Annotated in this window: 12 protein-coding genes; 3 read left to right on the forward strand and 9 right to left on the reverse strand. The window is 68.2% G+C overall.

Annotation, left to right across the window (positions count from 1 at the left end; genetic code table 11):
- Positions 1-102: 102 nt before the first annotated feature.
- A complete protein-coding gene (locus EAH76_RS16410; protein WP_170208036.1) occupies positions 103-1,761 on the reverse strand; it encodes a GH39 family glycosyl hydrolase in 1,659 nt (552 codons plus the stop codon).
- Positions 1,762-1,822: 61 nt separating this feature from the next.
- Positions 1,823-3,391 (reverse strand): alpha-N-arabinofuranosidase, encoded by a 1,569-nt coding sequence (locus tag EAH76_RS16415; RefSeq protein ID WP_140851366.1) that lies wholly within the window; start codon positions 3,389-3,391, stop codon positions 1,823-1,825.
- Between the two features lie 318 nt (positions 3,392-3,709).
- Here EAH76_RS16415 and EAH76_RS16420 point away from each other — a divergent pair, with 318 nt between their 5' ends.
- Positions 3,710-5,641 (forward strand): sialate O-acetylesterase, encoded by a 1,932-nt coding sequence (locus tag EAH76_RS16420; protein ID WP_140851367.1) that lies wholly within the window; start codon positions 3,710-3,712, stop codon positions 5,639-5,641.
- Positions 5,642-5,765: 124 nt separating this feature from the next.
- Here the strand turns inward: EAH76_RS16420 and EAH76_RS16425 are convergent, their stop codons facing one another.
- A complete protein-coding gene (locus EAH76_RS16425) occupies positions 5,766-7,310 on the reverse strand; it encodes a glycosyl hydrolase family 8 (protein ID WP_140851368.1) in 1,545 nt (514 codons plus the stop codon).
- 223 nt (positions 7,311-7,533) lie between these two features.
- Between EAH76_RS16425 and htpG the strand changes: the two genes are divergently transcribed.
- On the forward strand, positions 7,534-9,408 hold the full coding sequence (gene htpG / locus EAH76_RS16430; RefSeq protein ID WP_140851369.1) for a molecular chaperone HtpG: 1,875 nt from the start codon (positions 7,534-7,536) through the stop codon (positions 9,406-9,408).
- A gap of 12 nt (positions 9,409-9,420) precedes the next feature.
- Here the strand turns inward: htpG and EAH76_RS16435 are convergent, their stop codons facing one another.
- Genes EAH76_RS16435 through EAH76_RS16460 form a run of 6 tightly spaced genes read right to left on the reverse strand, consistent with a single transcriptional unit; the run spans position 9,421 to position 15,771 of the window.
- Positions 9,421-10,389 (reverse strand): NADP-dependent oxidoreductase, encoded by a 969-nt coding sequence (locus EAH76_RS16435; RefSeq protein WP_140851370.1) that lies wholly within the window; start codon positions 10,387-10,389, stop codon positions 9,421-9,423.
- Between the two features lie 53 nt (positions 10,390-10,442).
- Positions 10,443-11,645, reverse strand: coding sequence for a glycosyltransferase family 4 protein (locus tag EAH76_RS16440; RefSeq protein WP_140851371.1), 1,203 nt, complete (start codon positions 11,643-11,645; stop codon positions 10,443-10,445).
- Positions 11,642-13,300, reverse strand: coding sequence for a beta-3-deoxy-D-manno-oct-2-ulosonic acid transferase (locus EAH76_RS16445; protein ID WP_140851372.1), 1,659 nt, complete (start codon positions 13,298-13,300; stop codon positions 11,642-11,644). The genes EAH76_RS16440 and EAH76_RS16445 overlap by 4 nt, the downstream gene beginning before the upstream one ends.
- Before the next feature lie 59 nt (positions 13,301-13,359).
- Positions 13,360-13,968, reverse strand: coding sequence for a histidine phosphatase family protein (locus tag EAH76_RS16450; protein ID WP_140851373.1), 609 nt, complete (start codon positions 13,966-13,968; stop codon positions 13,360-13,362).
- A complete protein-coding gene (locus tag EAH76_RS16455) occupies positions 13,959-14,768 on the reverse strand; it encodes a 3-deoxy-manno-octulosonate cytidylyltransferase family protein (RefSeq protein WP_140851374.1) in 810 nt (269 codons plus the stop codon). The genes EAH76_RS16450 and EAH76_RS16455 overlap by 10 nt, the downstream gene beginning before the upstream one ends.
- Positions 14,769-14,775: 7 nt before the next feature.
- Positions 14,776-15,771 carry a KpsF/GutQ family sugar-phosphate isomerase gene (locus tag EAH76_RS16460; RefSeq protein WP_140851375.1) on the reverse strand — a complete coding sequence of 332 codons (996 nt, stop codon included), beginning with the start codon at positions 15,769-15,771 and terminating at the stop codon, positions 14,776-14,778.
- 149 nt (positions 15,772-15,920) lie between these two features.
- On the opposite strand from EAH76_RS16460, the gene kdsA reads away from it, so the two are divergent.
- Positions 15,921-16,763 carry a 3-deoxy-8-phosphooctulonate synthase gene (kdsA, locus tag EAH76_RS16465; RefSeq protein WP_140851376.1) on the forward strand — a complete coding sequence of 281 codons (843 nt, stop codon included), beginning with the start codon at positions 15,921-15,923 and terminating at the stop codon, positions 16,761-16,763.
- Positions 16,764-16,981 lie beyond the last annotated feature (218 nt).

Raw genomic sequence — 16,981 nt, forward strand, 5'->3', positions numbered from 1 at the left:
CCGGACTTGATCCGGCATCCATGCGAGGCGCTTGCGAATAGCGGGCGTCTCGCACGGACCCCGGATCAAGTCCGGCGTGACGCCGCTCGCACCTCGTCGGGGTTAGCGCTCGAGCTCAATCAGCGCGACACCCTGGCGCGGGATGGTGACGTCGATGCCGTCCGCGCCCACCGCCAGCGGCTCGGCCACTAGTCGCGAGGCCATCTGCAACCGCGCGACCTGATCGGCGGTCGGCCGCGCCGGGCTGCCCATCGCCTGCCACGCGCCGAAGGCATTGGCGTGGCGCGCATCGACGCGCCACAGCCGTGCGACGGCACCATGCTTGCCGGCAAGCGTCAGATGCACCGCCGCCGCGGGGCCGGGCACGTCGTCGTCATGATAGTTCCACAGCAATACCGCGAGCTTGCCGCCCGCCGTCCGCGTCGCGAGCACACCAACATCCGGGCTCCCGCGCACCCCGTCGCGCACGATCCGGTCGAGCGCGATCTCGCCGTCGCTGCTTGCGGCGACCTGCGTCTCGCCCAGCCGCGCGAAGAGCCGCAGCACGTTGAGCACCGCCAGATCGACGCCGTTGCTCGCCAGCTGGCGATAGCCGGCGAACCATGGCTGCCCGACAAAGGTGAACGACCAGGACAGCGCCCCCTCGAGCCGCACGTCGCGCCGCCGCGCGAGCGCCCATAACCGCGCATAGCTCGCGGCGGTGTAGCTCGCGTAGAGCGTGCCGTTGCGATAGGCGTTGGCCGGTCCAGGGCATGCCGCGCAGCCCTCGGGATCATTCTCGCCGATTACGATCGGCGTATGCGCCAGCGCGGGTACAGCGGCGATCTTGGCGAAGCCCGCGTCGGCGGTCTGCAGCTGGTTGGCGATCCCCATGCGAACATGCCCATCGACCACGCTCGGCTGGCCCTTGGCGTGGAACGAGACGAAATCGGTCGGCGTGCCGGTCTTGCCCGTCGCGTAATTGGTGCCGCCGGTCACATGGTTGAGGAAACCGTCCATGAACGCGTCGCCCGCCCCCGCCACATCGGGTCCGCCGACGCGCGCGCTCGGCAGCGCGCGGCGCACCGCGTCGATCGCCACGTCGTGCATTCGATAGAATTCCTGCGGATCGCCCGACCAGTAGAAATCCAAATTGGGCTCGTTCCACACCTCGAAATACCAGCGCTCGACCTCGGCGCGGCCGTAGCGTTCGACATTGTGCCGGGTCCATTGATAGACCAGTTCGGCCCACTTCGTGTAATCACGCGGCGGATAGTTCCAGCCGCCGGTGCCGTTGCCCTTGGGGCCGTCGGCGCTCCACGGCCGGCGATACGGCACACCTGCGGGCGCCGACGACAGCGCCCGCGGCATGAAGCCGATCTCGAGATAGGGGTGCAGCCCGCGTGCGCGATAGGCGTCGAGGATACCGTCGACCACGTGCCAGTCATAGACCGGCTTGCCGTCGCGCTCGGTATAGACGTTGGTGCTGCCCCATTTGAAATCAGCGGTGCCATCGCCGCTCGTCAGCAGATTGTGCGCGCGGAAATAGACCGCGTCGGGGCGCAACTGCCCAAGTTCGAGCAGCAGTTTGGCGCCATCGGGCTGGGTCGCGTAATTGGGTTCGTCGGCGCCAAAGAAGCGCCAGATCGGCGGCAGCGGCGCGACCACGCGGTCGGCATCGACCTGCACCGCGACCGGCAACGGCGCGAGCGCGTCGGGCACGGGCGCGGCGGAGACCAGCACCGCCGCGCTCGCCAGCAGGGCATGGACCTTCGCGCGCATACCCGTCTCCTCCAGAACATGCGTCACCGGCGACCCAGCGCCGGTGACGCCCGTATTTCGATCAGCGCAGGTCGAGCACCACCACCGACTTGGCAGGGATCGTCGCGGTCAGCGTGCCCCCCGCGACCTGTGCCGCAGTGAACGCGACGGGCTTGACCACATCGGGCTGCTCGAAGGTGTTGTGCGCGTCCATCGTCGCGCCGGTGACGATCCGGCCCGTAACGCTGGTCGCGCTGACCCCGGCGAGCGCCACCGACAGCGGGATCGACCGATTGGGATCGAGATTGACCAAAGCGACATGCACCTGCCCCGCGGTATCGCGCACCGCCGATGCGCTGATCGCCGGCACCGCGACCGCATCCTTGTGATACCAGGGCGACTTGACCTCGATCGGCAAGGTCGTCGCGTCCATCCACGGCAGATAGAGGTCGAATACCCAATAGGTCGGCGTCTTGATCATCTTGGCGCCGTCGGTGAGCAGCATCGCCTGGAGCACGTTCACCATCTGCGCGATCGCCGCCATCTTCACGCGGTCGGCATGGTGTGCGAAGATGTTGAGGTTGAGCCCGGCGACCACCGCGTCGCGGACGCTGTTCTGCTGCACGAGGAAGCCGGGGTTGCTGCCCGGCGCGGGATCGTACCACGTGCCCCATTCGTCGACGACCAGCCACACCTTCTTGGCGGGATCGTATTTGTCCATGATCGCCGAATGCTTGGTGACGAACTCCTCCATCTGGAGCGTGTGCGCCATGGTGCTCGCCCATTCGCTCTCGGGGAAGCCGAGCGCGGCGCCCTTGTCGTTCCACTGCACGTCGCGCGGGCGCGTGTAATAATGCAGCGACAGGCCATCGATATTCTTGCCCGACAGGCGCATCAGCGTGTCGGTCCATTCATAGTTCGAATCGCTCGGCCCGCTGGCGATCTTGAGCATCTTGCCCGAACCCGATTTGGCGAAGGTCGCATAGCGGTTGGTCAGGTCCGCAGCATATTCGGCGCGCATGTTGCCGCCGCAGCCCCACAGTTCGTTGCCGATGCCGAGATAGGGCACCTTGAACGGCCCGGGATGGCCGTCCGCGGCGCGCTCCTTCGCAAGCGTCGAGCCGTTGGGCGAGGTCATATATTCGACCCACTGCGCGGTCTCGCTCGGTGGTGCGCTGCCGACATTGGCCGAGACATAGGCCTCGGCGCCGAGCCGCTCGACAAAGCCCATGAATTCGGGCGTGCCGAAGGCGTTGTCCTCGTTGACCCCGCCCCAATTGGTGTTGATCTTGACCGGACGCTTGCTCCGCGGTCCGACGCCGTCACGCCAGTGATATTCGTCGGCGAAGCAGCCGCCGGGCCAGCGCACCGTCGGCACCTTGATCGCGCGCAACGCCGCGATCACGTCGCGGCGATAGCCATGGTCGTTGGGGATCTTCGACCCCTCGCCAACCCAGATGCCGCCATAGATGCCGTGGCCGAGATGCTCGGCGAACTGGCCAAAGACGTGGCGGCTCATCACCGGGCCGGGGCGGTCGGCATGGACCGTGGCGGACGCGGTCGCGTCGCTGGCGGCATCCTGGGCGACTGCCGCGCTCGAGGCGAGCAGCAGCGTGGCGAGAGAGATCGCAAATCCGGCGCGGCGGGTCATCGGGTTTTCCTTTGGAGCGAGGCGGGAACGGCTGTCGGCACGGTGCCGAACGACGGGCGGTCGAGAAGCGCAGCGGTATCAAAAAGCGGGTGCATCGGCCGATCGGGTCGGGTGGTCGTCGCCATGATTCGCATTCCCCCATCCCCTCGGCACGGCCCTCACGGGGCCTTGCGTTTTTGATTCTATTGTCTGACTATAATCGCGAAGCCGCGGCGTCAACGGACGTCGAACGCCTGAATGCGATCGGCTCTGGAGGGGATCGCGATGCGACGGACAAGGATTACGGCTGGGCGCGCCATGCGGGTACCGGGTCGCCGCATGGCACTGCGCGGCACGACCGCTGTGCTGCTCGCCGCCACCGCGAGTGCCGCGCTGTCGGCGCCCAAGGTCGGGGGGCTGCTCGGCGACCATGCCGTCGTGCAACGCGGCCAGCCGATCGTGGTAACGGGCGAGGCCGTGCCGGGCGAACCGGTGACCGTCGTCCTCGCGGGGAAATCGGCGCAGACGCGCGCGGAGCGTGACGGGCGCTTCCGTGTCACGCTGCCGCCGCTCGCTGCGGGCGGCCCCTATGATATGCTGGTGATGGCGCCGAGCGGCACCACCCCGCTCCACGATGTGCTGGTCGGCGACGTGTTCCTCTGCTCGGGCCAGAGCAATATGGAACTCGCAGTCGAGCGCGCGCAGGATGCCGGCGGCGCGATCATGCCGCCCGCCGACGACCAGTTGCGGCTGGTGACCATCGCGAAAGTGACCGCGCTGACCCCGCGCGACGGGTTCGCGCAGATGCCCGCCTGGGCCGCGGCCGGCCCCAAGACCGTCGGCGGTTTCTCGGCGGCGTGCTTCTACATGGTGCAGGAGCTGCGCAAGACCGCGAAGGTGCCGATCGGCGCGATCCATTCGAGCTGGGGCGGGTCGCAGATCGCCGCGTGGATGGGCGAAGATGCGCAGCGTGCCGCCGGGCGCGGGGCACAGGCCGATTTGCTCAAGCTGTACGCGCGGGATCCTGCCGCGGCTTCGCGCACCGCGAGCGCGACCTGGGAGCGCTGGTGGCGCGACAAGACCGGCGACGCGGCCGGGCGCGAGCCCTGGCAGCCGAACGCCGCGCTCGACTGGAAGCCCGTGCCGAAGATCGATTTCTACGAGAATTGGGGCGTCCCCGCGCTGCAATCCTATCTCGGGATGCTGTGGTATCAAACGAGCGTCACGCTCAGCGCGGAGCAGGCGCGCCAGATGGCGACGATCGCGATCGGCGCGATCGACGATGCCGACCAGACATGGATCAACGGCAAGCCCGTCGGCGGTCGCGGCGGCTGGGACGCGCGGCTCTATACCGTGCCGACCGGCACCTTCGTTGCCGGGCGCAACGTCATCACCGTCAATGTCGAGAATGCCTATTCGACCGGGGGGATGCCCGGCCCGGCCGAGGCGATGAAGCTGACGTTTGCGGACGGCAGCGTCGTCCCGATCGCCGAGGGCTGGCGCTATGCGGTCGCCAAGCGTGTCACGGGCACCTCGCCGCGCGTGCCGTGGGACGAGATTACCGGCGCGGGCACGATCTACAATGCGATGATCGCTCCGCTCGGCCAGACCAAGTTGGCGGGCGTCGCCTGGTATCAGGGTGAATCGGATACCGACATTCCAGGCTATGCCGATCGGATGAAAGCGATGATGGCCGAGTGGCGCGGCCAGTTCGGCGTGCCGAAATTGCCCTTCGCGCTCGTCTCGCTCGCCGGCTTCGGCACGCCCGCGACGACCCCGAGCGAAAGCGGCTGGGCGCGCGTGCGCGACGACCAGCGGCGCGTCGCGCAGGAAGACGGCCACACAGCGGTCGCGCTCGCGATCGACCTCGGCGACCCGCTCGACATCCATCCCGGCGAGAAGCACGAGGTCGGGCGGCGGCTTGCGCGCGCGATGGACGTGCTGGCGTATGGCGGTAGCGGATCCGCCTCCGGGCCGAGCGTGACCGGCGCGGCGCGCGATGCGGGCGGTGGCGTCACGGTGACCTTCGGAGGCGTTACCGGCGCGCTCCACATGCGCAGTGCGAACCAGGCGATCGGCTTCGAGCTGTGCGGGGCGGATGCGGGCTCGTGCCGCTATGCCGCGGCCAGCGTGGCGGGTGACCGCGTGACGCTGGCGGGCGACGGCCGCCCGGTGACGCGCGTGCGCTATGCCTGGGCTGATTTCCCGGTGGTCAATCTGATCGACGACGCCAAGCTCCCGGCCGGGCCGTTCGAGCTGGCGGTCCGGTAGTCGTTCACTCCCCCTCGTCACCCCGGCCTTGTGCCGGGGTCCACCGTGCCGCACGATCTTCGCAGGCAGGATCGGCATCCCGGTGGCCCCCGGGACGAGCCCGGGGTGACGGCTGGAGGCTGTGCTACCCCCGTACCGCTGCGTCAGGCCCGTCGATCACGCGGAAATTGCCGCTGCAATGCAACAGGCTGAACAACTGGAGCATCCCGTCGAAATAGCGCTGTTCGCCGGTCGGCACCGGCATATCCCACAGCGCCTGCAGGAACGCCTTCGAGTTCGGCCCCGGCGTCGCCGCGAACCCGGCGACCGCGGTCGCCGCGACCATCCCCGGCGAATGCCGCGTCGATAGCGCCTTGCCGTCGAGCGTGTAGCGATCGGCGAAGCGGTCGATCCCCTCCCCCGCCAGAAACCCCTGGATGCGGTCGCTCAGCGCGCGCTGACGCGCATCCTTGCCCCACCAGCTGTAATCGACCGACCAGTTGCTCGCGGTGCGCCAGCTGTCATAGCCGAACGGATCGGGCGTCCCCTCGCGCGTCAGCATCGTCGTGCCATCGAAATGGCTGCGATCGGGCGCGAGGCCGGTACGCGGGTTGGTGACGCGCACGAACAGATCGCGGCTGACATCGGCCGCCTTCGCCCAGAAGGCGCGATCCTCGACCGGCCCCCAGCGCGACCACAGCTCGTAGAAGGCGGGCAGATGATAGGACGCGTCGGTGCCGTCGACACTGGTCTCGGCGACGAAGCGCACCATCGCATGCGCCTCGTCGACCATCGGGCCAACGCTTGCGGTACGCGGCCGGTTGTTGGGGCGATAGGGCGGCCACGGCGTCCCGTCCTTCGCCGCCTGCGCCGCCATCGCGCGGTTGTTGATGCTCGGCCACGGCGCGTCGGGCATGACGAAGGGCGGATCCGCGGGATGGATGCGGAACGGCGAGGTGCCGGTCAGCACCGGATGATGCCGCATCCCGCGCAGGATCGTGTCGCCCTCGGCCTGATAGTTGTAGATCCCCTGCCCGTTGCCCCAGCGCCGCGCGGCGAAATACAGCGCCATCGCGTAGAATTCCTCGCCGTCGGGCGCGGCGCCGACCGAGCGCGGCGATCCGTCGGTGCCCATCGACCAGGCGAAATAGCCGACCGAGGGGTTCTTCGGATCGGTGATCAGCATGTGCGTCTTCGACCAGTTCCACAAAGCGTCGAACTCGCGCTTGTGGCCGAGCTGGACGGCGATCATCATGCCGTAGCTCATCCCCTCGCTGCGCGCGTCGTTGTTCGCCCAGTCGGTGACATAAGCGAGTGGGCCGTTGGCGTTCGCGCCGCTCTCGAAATAGATCCGCTGCTCCTGCCCGTCGCCATAGAACAGCTGGTGGAACACCGCGTCGATCTTCGCCTTGGTCTGCGCTTCGGAGACGCCGAGCTGCTCGGCGAAGAGGTTGCGATAGCGGCCGGTCTTGACCGCGCCGTTGCCGTCGCCGGGGAAGCGCGTGATCGCACCGAGCGGGGCGTCGCGGTGGCCAGTCTCGATCACGCCGGGTGGTGGCGTCGAGGCGGCCGGTGCCGGCGGGACGGATTGCGCCGGCGCCGCGACCGGCGTGACGGCGAGCAGCGCCGCCACTGCGAGCAGGCTACTCCCGCCAATTGGACGGGCGAACAAATCCGGGCGCGCGGTCATGGGTCTCTCCTGCATAGGCCGCTCTGACGTCGGCAAAAATGATGCGTCGACATCCTATGGTAGCGCTATCGGGAAATCCAGCGCGCGCTCCGCACATTCGCTGCTGGGGATTGCCGACGCCGCGGCGCGCTGCCCCACACGGCCGTCCGGGCGCGCGATCTTGAAACCCCTCCGCGCTGCGTCCATGTCCGGGGCATCATCAACCCGAGAGACCGTGGACCCCATGACGACGACCACCACCACCCCGCGTTCCTTCGAAGCCGATGTCGCCAAGCTGCTGCATATGATGGTGCACTCGGTCTATTCGGACAAAGACGTCTTCCTGCGCGAATTGATCTCGAACGCCGCCGATGCGTGCGAGAAATTGCGCTACGAAGGGCTCAGCAACGCGAGCCTGCTCGGCGACGACGGCCAGCCGCGCATCACCGTCACGCTCGACGCCGAGGCGCGTCGCCTGACGATCGAGGACAATGGCATCGGCATGAGCGAGGACGAGCTCGGCGAAGCGCTCGGCACGATCGCGCGTTCGGGCACCAAGGCGTTCATGGACCGAATTGCCGGCGCGAAGGATGCCGAGGGCAGCCAGTTGATCGGCCAGTTCGGCGTCGGCTTCTATTCGGCGTTCATGGTCGCCGATCAGGTCGAGGTGACCTCGCGCCGCGCCGGCGCCGATACCGCGGCCCTGTGGTTATCGGACGGCCAGGGCACCTATACGATCGAACCCGTCGACATCGCTGAAGCGCCTGCGCGCGGTACCCGCGTGCTGCTCCACCTCAAGGAAGACGCGACCGGCTATACCGACGCCTTCACGATCGAGCGGACGATCAAGGCGCAGTCGGGCCATGTCCCCGTGCCGATCTTCCTCGAGGACGCACCCGACGCCGAGCCTAAGCAGATCGCTGACGGCGCCGCTTTGTGGACCAAGCCCAAGGCCGAGATCAGCCCGGAAGACTATACCGATTTCTATCGCAGCGTGGCCGGCCAGTTCGATGCGCCCGCGCTGACGCTGCATTACCGCGCCGAAGGGATGCACGAATATACCGTGCTCGCCTTCATCCCCGAGACCAAGCCGTTCGACCTGTTCGACCCCGATCGCGCCGGGCGGATGAAGCTCTATGTCCGCCGGGTGTTCATCACCGACGAGGCCGAGATCCTGCCGCGCTATCTGCGCTTCGTGCGTGGCCTCGTCGATTCGAGCGACCTGCCGCTCAACGTGTCGCGCGAGATGATCCAGGACAGCCCGGTGCTCGCGGCGATCCAGAAGAGCGTATCGAACCGAGTGCTGAGCGAGCTCGACAAGCTCGCCGCGAACGACACCGAGCGCTATCTCACGCTGTGGGACACGTTCGGTGCGGTGCTCAAGGAAGGGTTGTACGAGGATTACAGCCGCCGCGACGCGCTGCTCGGCCTGGCGCGCTTCAAGACGACGACCTCGAACGGCGCGTGGCGCTCGCTCAAGGACTATGCCGCCGACCTCAAGGACAACCAGACCGCGGTCTATTACGCGCTCGGGCCCGATCTCGACCGGCTCGCCTCGTCGCCGCAGCTCGAAGGATTCCGCGCGCGCGGGATCGAAGTGCTGCTGCTGAGCGACCATGTCGACAGCTTCTGGGCAGCGGCTGGCATGGATTTCGACGGCAAGCCGTTCAAGTCGGTTACGCAGGGGCTCGCCGATCTCAGCCTGATCGCCTTGCCCGAAGGCACAGAGCCGACACCGGCCGCATCGGAGACGGTCAACGACTTCATCGCCTTCGTGAAGACGACGCTCGGTGATGCGGTGTCCGACGTGCGCGTGTCCGAGCGCCTGACCGAAAGCGCGGTCTGCTTGGTCGCACCCGAAAACGGGATGGACCGTCAGCTCGAGAAGCTGCTGGCAGGTGCCGGCCGGCTCGAGACGACCGCCAAGCCGGTGCTCGAGATCAACCCGCGCCACCCGCTTATCGAGAAGCTCGGCGCCGAGGGGGCCGATCCGGCGCTGCGCGAGGATGCCGCGCATCTGCTGTTCGACGAAGCGCGGATCGCAGATGGCGAACTGCCGGTCGATCCACGGGCGTTCTCGGCGCGGCTGACGCGGGTGCTCGGGCGCGGGCTCGGCTGAGCCCGCCCCGCGTCAGGCGAGGCGCAGCACGACCTTGCCGCGCGGATGCTCGTCTTGTGCAAAGGCGTGCGCCGCGCGGACCTGGTCGAGCGGGAAGGTCTTCGCGACCGTGACCTGGAGCTCGTCCGAGGCGAGCAGATCGGCGACTTGGCCGAGCGTGGCGGCATCTGGCTCGGCATGCCAGCGTGGCTCGATGCGCACCTTGTGCTCCGCCGCCTTGGCCGCGTCGGGCTCGAGCGTCGAGACCAGGATTCCGCCTTCGCGGATGACGCCGAACGAGCGCGCCTGCGTCTCGCCGCCCTGCGTATCGAACACCATGTCGAGATCGGTCGCGATGTCCTCGAACCGCTGATTCTTGTAATCGATCACCGTATCGGCGCCGAGGCCGCGAACGAAATCGAGGTCACGCTCGGATGCGGTCGCGAACACCGTCGCGCCCTTCCAGCGCGCGAGCTGGACCGCCATATGGCCGACACCGCCCGCGCCGCCATGGATCAGCACGCGCTGCCCGGCGGTGAGCCCGCCATGATCGAACAGGCCCTGCCACGCGGTCATCACCGCAAGCGCCGATCCGGCGGCGGCATCGAAATCGATCCCGTCGGGCATCGCGACGAGTTCGCTCGTTTTGACGCAGACGAAGTCGCTCTGCGCGCCGCGATCCTGCCCGATGAACGCAAAGACGCGGTCGCCGACGCTCCAGTCCGCGCCCTCGACCTGCGCGATCGTACCCGCCAGATCGCGCCCGAGCACGATCGGCAGCTTGTCGGCGCCGACCGGTGGATATTTGCCCTCGGCAGTCTTCCAATCGACCGGATTGACGCTTGCGGCATGAACACGGACGAGCACTTCGTCGGGCGCAGGGTACGGCGTGTCGATCTCGGCGACCGCGATCACCTTGGGGCCACCGAAGCGCGTGATCCGCACCGCGCGGTTGGCGGTGGCGGGCGTATTGCTGTCGTGCGGGCTATCGAGATCGGGCATGCGCGGACTCCTTCGCGCCGACCAACGCTCCGCCGCCCGGTGCGATCCCGCCGCTAGCTTTGCAGCGCCTCGATCGCGTCGCACAGAATCGAGATATGGTCGTGCCAGGTCGGCGGATGCCAGCCGCGCATCCGCTCGAGTTGCGCGTGATATATCGGCCCGGCGCGCGCATGGTCGAGGATCGCCGCCTCCCAGCCAAGCCCGTCGAGCGGATCGAGAAAATCGGGCGCCGCGCCGCCGGCTTCGTGCAGCGCGGGCAGATCGCTGCAGATCACCGGCGTGCCGACCGACAGCGCTTCCGCCACGGGCATGCCATAGCCTTCGGCAAACGACGGCAGCACCAGCGCGCGCGCGCCGCGCAGCAACGCATGCATCCGCTCGTCCGAACAGCCGTTGAGTTCCTCGACATGGCCCTCGAGCCCGGGGCAGCGCTCGAGCATGTCGACGACCTGCTCATTCTCCCACCCGCGGCGCCCGACGATCACCAGCCGCGGGATCGCCGCCGGGTCGATCTGGTGCGCCATCGCGCGCCACAGATTGAGCAGCAGAAGATGGTTCTTGCGCGGCTCGATCGTGCCGAGGCAGAGGAAATAGGGCCGTTCCGCGGTCGCCGGCGGCGCGGACGGCGCCACGCGCGCGATATCCTCGGTGCCGAGCAGCGCGACGCGGACATCGACCGACCGGCCCGCCGCGACCAGCCACGGCTTGAGCGACTTGGCGGTCGACACCGAATTGACGATGACGCCGTCCGCGAAGCGCGTGATCGTCTCGACCCGCTTCTGGTGGAGCCGCGCACCGTCGGGGCGGGCATATTCAGGATATTCGATCGGAATCAGATCATGCACGAAACACAGGAAGCGCGCCTGTTCGTGCGCGAGGATCCGCTTCACCAGCTCGGGCTTCGTCAAATGATGCGGCGACGATTGGACATAGACGCTGTTGGGGCCGGGCCGCGGCCGCGTCGGCAGCAGGTTGAGCAGCGTCGGCATCACTTCGGAGATCGGCCGCGGCCCGCCCTTGCCACGCGCGCTCGCCCAGCGCGCCTCGGTCACGTCGAGAAAGGCGAGCGTTCGCGCGCGCGACAGTCGCCCGTAATTGCCGAACGGATGCACCGCGGCAAAGCCGAGCCGCTCGCCCAGCCGCGCCTGCAGCCCGCGCGCATACGCCATCTCGACGCGATCGACGCCCGATGGGGTCTGATGCCGCGCGCGCGACAGCAGCCGCGAGACGTCGAGAATGACCTCGCCCGTCGTCATGACCACCCCATCGTCAACCGTCCTTGCACTTGCTTCAACCTTGTCACCCAGGCCAATCGGTTCGTTGCGTTGCCGCTCGCCATGCGCGCGATCAGCACCTCGGGCGGGCAGGGCAGTCCCGTCACCGGATCGAGATAGCGCGGATACACAATCAAGACCGCGGCCACGAGTTCCGCCAACGTCAGCAGCCGCCGCCGCCGATCGGGGATCGGCGCGAGATCGCGCGTCAGGCCCCAGCCGGCGTAGAACGGCACGCCGTGGCACGTCACCGCCCGCCCGCGCAGCAACGCCTCGAACCCGGTGAGCGAGGTCAGGATATGGACCGCATCGACCAGGTCGAGCAGCCGCGCCATCGTCCCGCCGCGGACGATCCGGTCGGCATGGCGCAACGCATCGTCATCGCGGACCGCGCCCTTGCGGTGCCCGGCATCGACATCGGGGTGCGGGCGAAACCAGATTTCGGCATCGGGCTCGAGCGCGCGCGCGCGGCGCAGCACTTCGAGATTGCTCGTCAGCCCTGCCCCGCCGAGCAGCACCGACTGGTCGTCCTCGACCTGCCCCGCGACCAGCACCAGCCGCTTGCCCGCGGCGCGTTCGGGAAAGGCGTGCGCTGCGTCGCCACCATATTTGCTGATCCCGGCAGCGAGGATCGTCGCGCGCAGCCGTTCGGCACGCTCGAGCAAGCCGGGCGGGAACGCGCCTTCGGCGAGCAGTAGCTCGAGATCGCTCGCCCGCGTCGGATCGTAATGGATACCGAGCCGATCGACCGCGACCGACGAGGGGGGGACGAGATTGCTCCCCAGCCCGACCGAGCGCACGAACCCGTCCTCGACCCGGACGAGCGCGACCCCGCGCGCGGCCGCCGCCGCTGCCAACCCCGCCGATACCCGCGACGGCCAGACCGCGATCGCGCCGCTATGCCGTGCGGCATAGGCGATCGCGCGCCGTTCGGACCAGAAGAAGCGCAAAGGGTGCGCGGGAGTCCATAGGAAACGCGCGATCTCATGGCGTTTCCACCAGCTGAAGCCGCATGCCGCGACGAGTCCGCGGTTCGCCGCGAAGCTCGCCCGCAGATCGCCGAGCCAGGCGATCATCGCGCCGCTGTCCGCGCTTTGGCCGGTGAACGGGTCGAGATAGGCGGTGTGTGCAAGCTCCTCTGCCGCGCGCGCTTCGAGCGTCGCGGCATCGTCGCCGGGGGCCCCGAAGCGCCCCGCCGAGAGCAGCTCGACCGGGTTGCCCGCAATCGCCGCCAGCGCGACCCATTCGTCATCGCCATGCGCGACCAGCAGCGCGCTGCCGTCGAGCACCGACCACGGATCGATCTCGCCCTCGACGATCCGCGCCGCATCGATCCGCGACCGCACATCGGCGCTGCGGGCCAAGCGCGCCGACATCGGCCACAGGGCGTCCTGCGCGTGCGTCGCCGGCACGCTATCGATATCGGCGCTCGTCCCAATCCGGACGATCGTCCGGGCGTCGCGGATCGTGCTCGGCGGCGCCCAGAATGTCCCGCCGACACGCGCCGCGCGGATCGCGGCAAACAATGCTGCGGTGGTTTCCGGCGCGATTGCGGGTGCGCGCGCAGCGCCCGTCGGATCGATGACGAGAGCCGCTGCGCCCGGAAATGCCGGAAAACGAAGCAAGGGAAGGCGCATCGCGTCGCTGTCCAGCAATCCCTTGCGCGATGCAAGTGCCCGTGCGGCCGGGCGAAAGCTCACGAGCGACGGTTCCAGTCGTGCAATCGCAATCGGCCCTGTTCGCGGACGATCGTGCCGAACGCGCCGGTCCGCAGCTTCAACGTCGGCAGCGCGGCGGCCTGTGCGCGCAGCGTCGGATCCGACAGCAGCGCAAAGCGCGCCGCGCCGTTGCTCGTGACGAGCAGGACATTTCCCGAGCCCGACGCCCAGAGCGCATTCCATCCAGCGACCCGCTGCGCGGCATCGACGGTCCAGCCATCGGGGGCTTGCGCCTGCTGATCCCACGCCGCGATCGCCGCCGCGCCGATCCGCGCGACCACCGCATCTTCGGGCATGTCCTCGTCGGGACCATGGTCGATCTCGTTCAACCAGTCGGCGGTCTCGACCGGCGGCGGGGCGGATTGCGCGGCGAGGATCAGAGCGAGCGTCTCACGGCTGCGCGCCAGCGGCGCGGTCAGCGCGCGATCGAAGGCCTGCCCTGCCGCGGCGAAGGCCGCACCCAGCGTCTGCGCCTGCGCGCGCCCGCTCGCGACGAGCGGGAGATCGGTCCGCGCGCCGATCCGGCGCGGCGCGACGCCGGCATCGAACGTGTCGCCGTGTCGGACGATCGTGACGCTCAGCGCCATGCGCGCTCGGGCTCGCCGAATTGCGCGATCAGCCGCTCGGCCATCGCCACATCGGCCGGGGTGTCGATTCCCGACATGGCATGGCGCGGCGGATCGACCGCGACGGTGCGAATCTCGACCCCCGATTCGAGGAAGCGCAACTGTTCGAGCCCCTCGAGCTGCTCGTACGGCGTCGGCGGCGTCGCCTCGAAGGCGCGCAATGCGTCGAAGCGATAGGCATACAGCCCGATATGGCGGAACACCGGCGACAGGGCGTCGGTCTCGCGGAGCCGCGCCTCGTTGCGCATCGCGGGAAGGACCGTCTTGGAGAACCACAGCGCGCGCCCAGCCGCATCGCGCACGCAGGTCGTGCCGCTGAACGGCGAGCTTTGCTTGTGCGCGCGCATCGCATCGAGCGCGGCCCAGTCGAGCTGCACCACCGGCGTCGCGACCGCGCCGGTCGAGTCGCGCAACGCGGCGATCAGCGCGGCGATCAGCGCGGGGTCGACGAACGGCGCGTCGCCCTGCAAATTGACGACGATCTCGGGCGCACGGTCGCACGCCGCGGCCCAGGCCCGGCCCGACCCCGAACTGATCGCGCTGTCGGTCAGCACCGCATCGCAGCCGAGCGACCGCGCATGATCGAGAATGCGGGAATCGTCGGTCGCGACGACCACTGCAGCATTCCCGGCCCGCCGTGCTCCCTCGCGCGCGACGGTGACGACGCGCGACAAGAGTGTCTGGCCCGCGATCGGGATCAGCGGCTTGCCCGGCAGGCGTTGCGAGCCGTACCGCGCAGGGATCACAATGAGATCGGGCATCGCCGCGTCAGGCAACGCCCGCACGCAGGATCTCGTGCAGGTGGAGCAACCCGACGAGCTTCTCGCCACTGACGACGAACAGCACCGACACCGCCTTTTCGTTAAGGAGGCGCAGCGCCTCCGAAGCGAGCAACTCGGGACCAACAGTGATCGGCTCGAGCGTCATATGGTCGCGAATGTCGGCCTTCATATGATCGCCACTGACCGCGCGCCGCAAATCGCCGTCGGTAAACACGCCGAGCAATCGCCCGTCTTCGTCGACCACCGCGGTGCAGCCGCAGCGCTTCCGGCTCATTTCGATCGTCGCCTCGATCAAGCTCGCCCCGACCTTGACGACGGGTATGTCCTCGCCCTTGGCCATCAACTGCGCGGTCGTCGCAAGCCGCGCGCCGAGTCGGCCGCCTGGATGGAACGCCAGGAAGTCCGAACTCGTGAAGCCACGCCGCTCGATCAACGCGACCGCCAGCGCGTCGCCGAGCACGACCTGCACCGTGGTCGACGAGGTCGGCGCGAGCTCGTTGGGGCAGGCCTCGCGCACATGCGGCAAGGTGAGGCAAATATCGGCCACGCGCCCGGCGGTGCTGTCGGGATGGGCAGTCGCAACGATCAGGCGGACGCCGAATCGGCGGCAATAGGCGATGATGTCGCCAAGCTCGGTGGTCTCGCCCGACCAGCTGATCGCGAAGACGATATCCTCACGGCTGATCATGCCGAGGTCGCCATGACTTGCTTCGCTCGGATGCAGGAACAGTGACGGCGTCCCCGTCGATCGCATCGTCGCGGCGATCTTGCGCGCGACGATCCCGCTTTTGCCCATGCCCGTCACGACGAGCCGCCCCGTATTCGCGGCGATCGTATCGACCGCCTGGAGGAACCGGTCACGAAGCGGCGCTTCGTTGAGCGCCTGCGCGAGCGCCTGGAGCGCCACCATCTGGATTCTGGTGGTCCGTAGGGCCGAGAGCAAACCAGGATGTTGTGAGCTCGTGGCTGCGATCGCCTTCATAAAAACCCCTTCGGCCGGGCCTTTACGGCCGGCATGGAAACCATGATCGGTATCCAATTGACTTCGGTCGCTGCTCGAGCGCAGGTCGCTTATAGGCACCCCCTTACGCAAAAGGCCATAGGGGCAAAACTACCAGAGAGAACGTAAGCATGCAGTTGTGCGGTCAAAAAGTCGGCCCGAACGAGCGGATATTCTTCATCGCGGGCCCGTGTGTGATCGAGAGCGAGACGCACGCACTGACGGTCGCGACGCAGCTGCGCGCCGTCGCCGATCGGCTCGGCGTGCTGCTGATCTACAAGAGCTCATTCGACAAGGCGAACCGCAGCTCGGGCACCTCGTTCCGCGGTCCCGGGATCGAGGAAGGCCTGCGCATCCTTGAAAAGGTCCGTGCCGAAACCGGGCTTCCGGTGCTGACCGACGTGCATACCGAGGATCAGGTCAAGATGGTAGCCGAGGTGGTCGATGTGCTGCAGACGCCGGCCTTCCTTGCGCGCCAGACCGATTTCATCGCGACGGTCGCGGCGTGCGGCAAGCCGGTCAACATCAAGAAGGGTCAGTTCATGGCGCCAGGCGACATGACCCACGTCGTCGCCAAGGCGCGCGCCGCCGCTACGCGCGCGGGCGTGTCGGACGGCGCCATCATGGTGTGCGAACGCGGTGTGAGCTTTGGCTACAACAACCTCGTCTCGGACATGCGCAGCCTGCCGATCCTGGCGCAGACTGGCTGTCCGGTGGTGTTCGACGCGACGCACTCCGTGCAACTCCCCGGCGGGCAAGGCGATCGCTCAGGCGGCCAGCGCGAGTTCGTGCCCGTGCTCGCGCGCGCCGCGGTCGCGGCGGGGGTGGCGGGGCTGTTTCTTGAGACGCATCCCGATCCCGACCAGGCGCTGTCGGATGGTCCGAACAGCTGGCCGCTCGACCAGCTCGAGCCGCTGCTCGCGCGGCTGGTGGCGATCGATGCTGTGGTAAAGAACGACACGCGGCAAGGGTAGAAACCGGCCGCCCCGGGCAGGTGGGAGACGAAGTCTATCCAGCCGAGCCAATCGGGATTGCTGCGTCGAAACGGTGAAATGCGGGGGTGTCGGCGCTTTTTGCGACCGCGCGACGCGGTTGTTATTGCCACGGTCCGCCAAATGGCGGGTTCGCGCGACGGGCGATCACCCTGACCGCAGGGGGTGCGGCCTTCCTCAGAGCGTAACCGACCGATTGA

Source organism: Sphingomonas glacialis (assembly GCF_006439055.1).
In the GTDB taxonomy this organism is placed as follows: Bacteria; Pseudomonadota; Alphaproteobacteria; order Sphingomonadales; family Sphingomonadaceae; genus Sphingomonas; species Sphingomonas glacialis_A.

Excerpts from the sequence above, each read along its gene's own strand:
- EAH76_RS16420 (WP_140851367.1), top strand. The coding sequence starts at position 3,710 with ATGGCACTGCGCGGCACGACCGCTGTGCTGCTCGCCGCCACCGCGAGT.
- EAH76_RS16425 (WP_140851368.1), bottom strand. The coding sequence starts at position 7,310 with ATGACCGCGCGCCCGGATTTGTTCGCCCGTCCAATTGGCGGGAGTAGC.
- EAH76_RS16440 (WP_140851371.1), bottom strand. The coding sequence starts at position 11,645 with ATGACGACGGGCGAGGTCATTCTCGACGTCTCGCGGCTGCTGTCGCGC.
- EAH76_RS16410 (WP_170208036.1), bottom strand. The coding sequence starts at position 1,761 with ATGCGCGCGAAGGTCCATGCCCTGCTGGCGAGCGCGGCGGTGCTGGTC.
- EAH76_RS16450 (WP_140851373.1), bottom strand. The coding sequence starts at position 13,968 with ATGGCGCTGAGCGTCACGATCGTCCGACACGGCGACACGTTCGATGCC.
- EAH76_RS16460 (WP_140851375.1), bottom strand. The coding sequence starts at position 15,771 with ATGAAGGCGATCGCAGCCACGAGCTCACAACATCCTGGTTTGCTCTCG.
- EAH76_RS16435 (WP_140851370.1), bottom strand. The coding sequence starts at position 10,389 with ATGCCCGATCTCGATAGCCCGCACGACAGCAATACGCCCGCCACCGCC.
- EAH76_RS16445 (WP_140851372.1), bottom strand. The coding sequence starts at position 13,300 with ATGCGCCTTCCCTTGCTTCGTTTTCCGGCATTTCCGGGCGCAGCGGCT.
- htpG (WP_140851369.1), top strand. The coding sequence starts at position 7,534 with ATGACGACGACCACCACCACCCCGCGTTCCTTCGAAGCCGATGTCGCC.
- kdsA (WP_140851376.1), top strand. The coding sequence starts at position 15,921 with ATGCAGTTGTGCGGTCAAAAAGTCGGCCCGAACGAGCGGATATTCTTC.
- EAH76_RS16455 (WP_140851374.1), bottom strand. The coding sequence starts at position 14,768 with ATGCCCGATCTCATTGTGATCCCTGCGCGGTACGGCTCGCAACGCCTG.
- EAH76_RS16415 (WP_140851366.1), bottom strand. The coding sequence starts at position 3,391 with ATGACCCGCCGCGCCGGATTTGCGATCTCTCTCGCCACGCTGCTGCTC.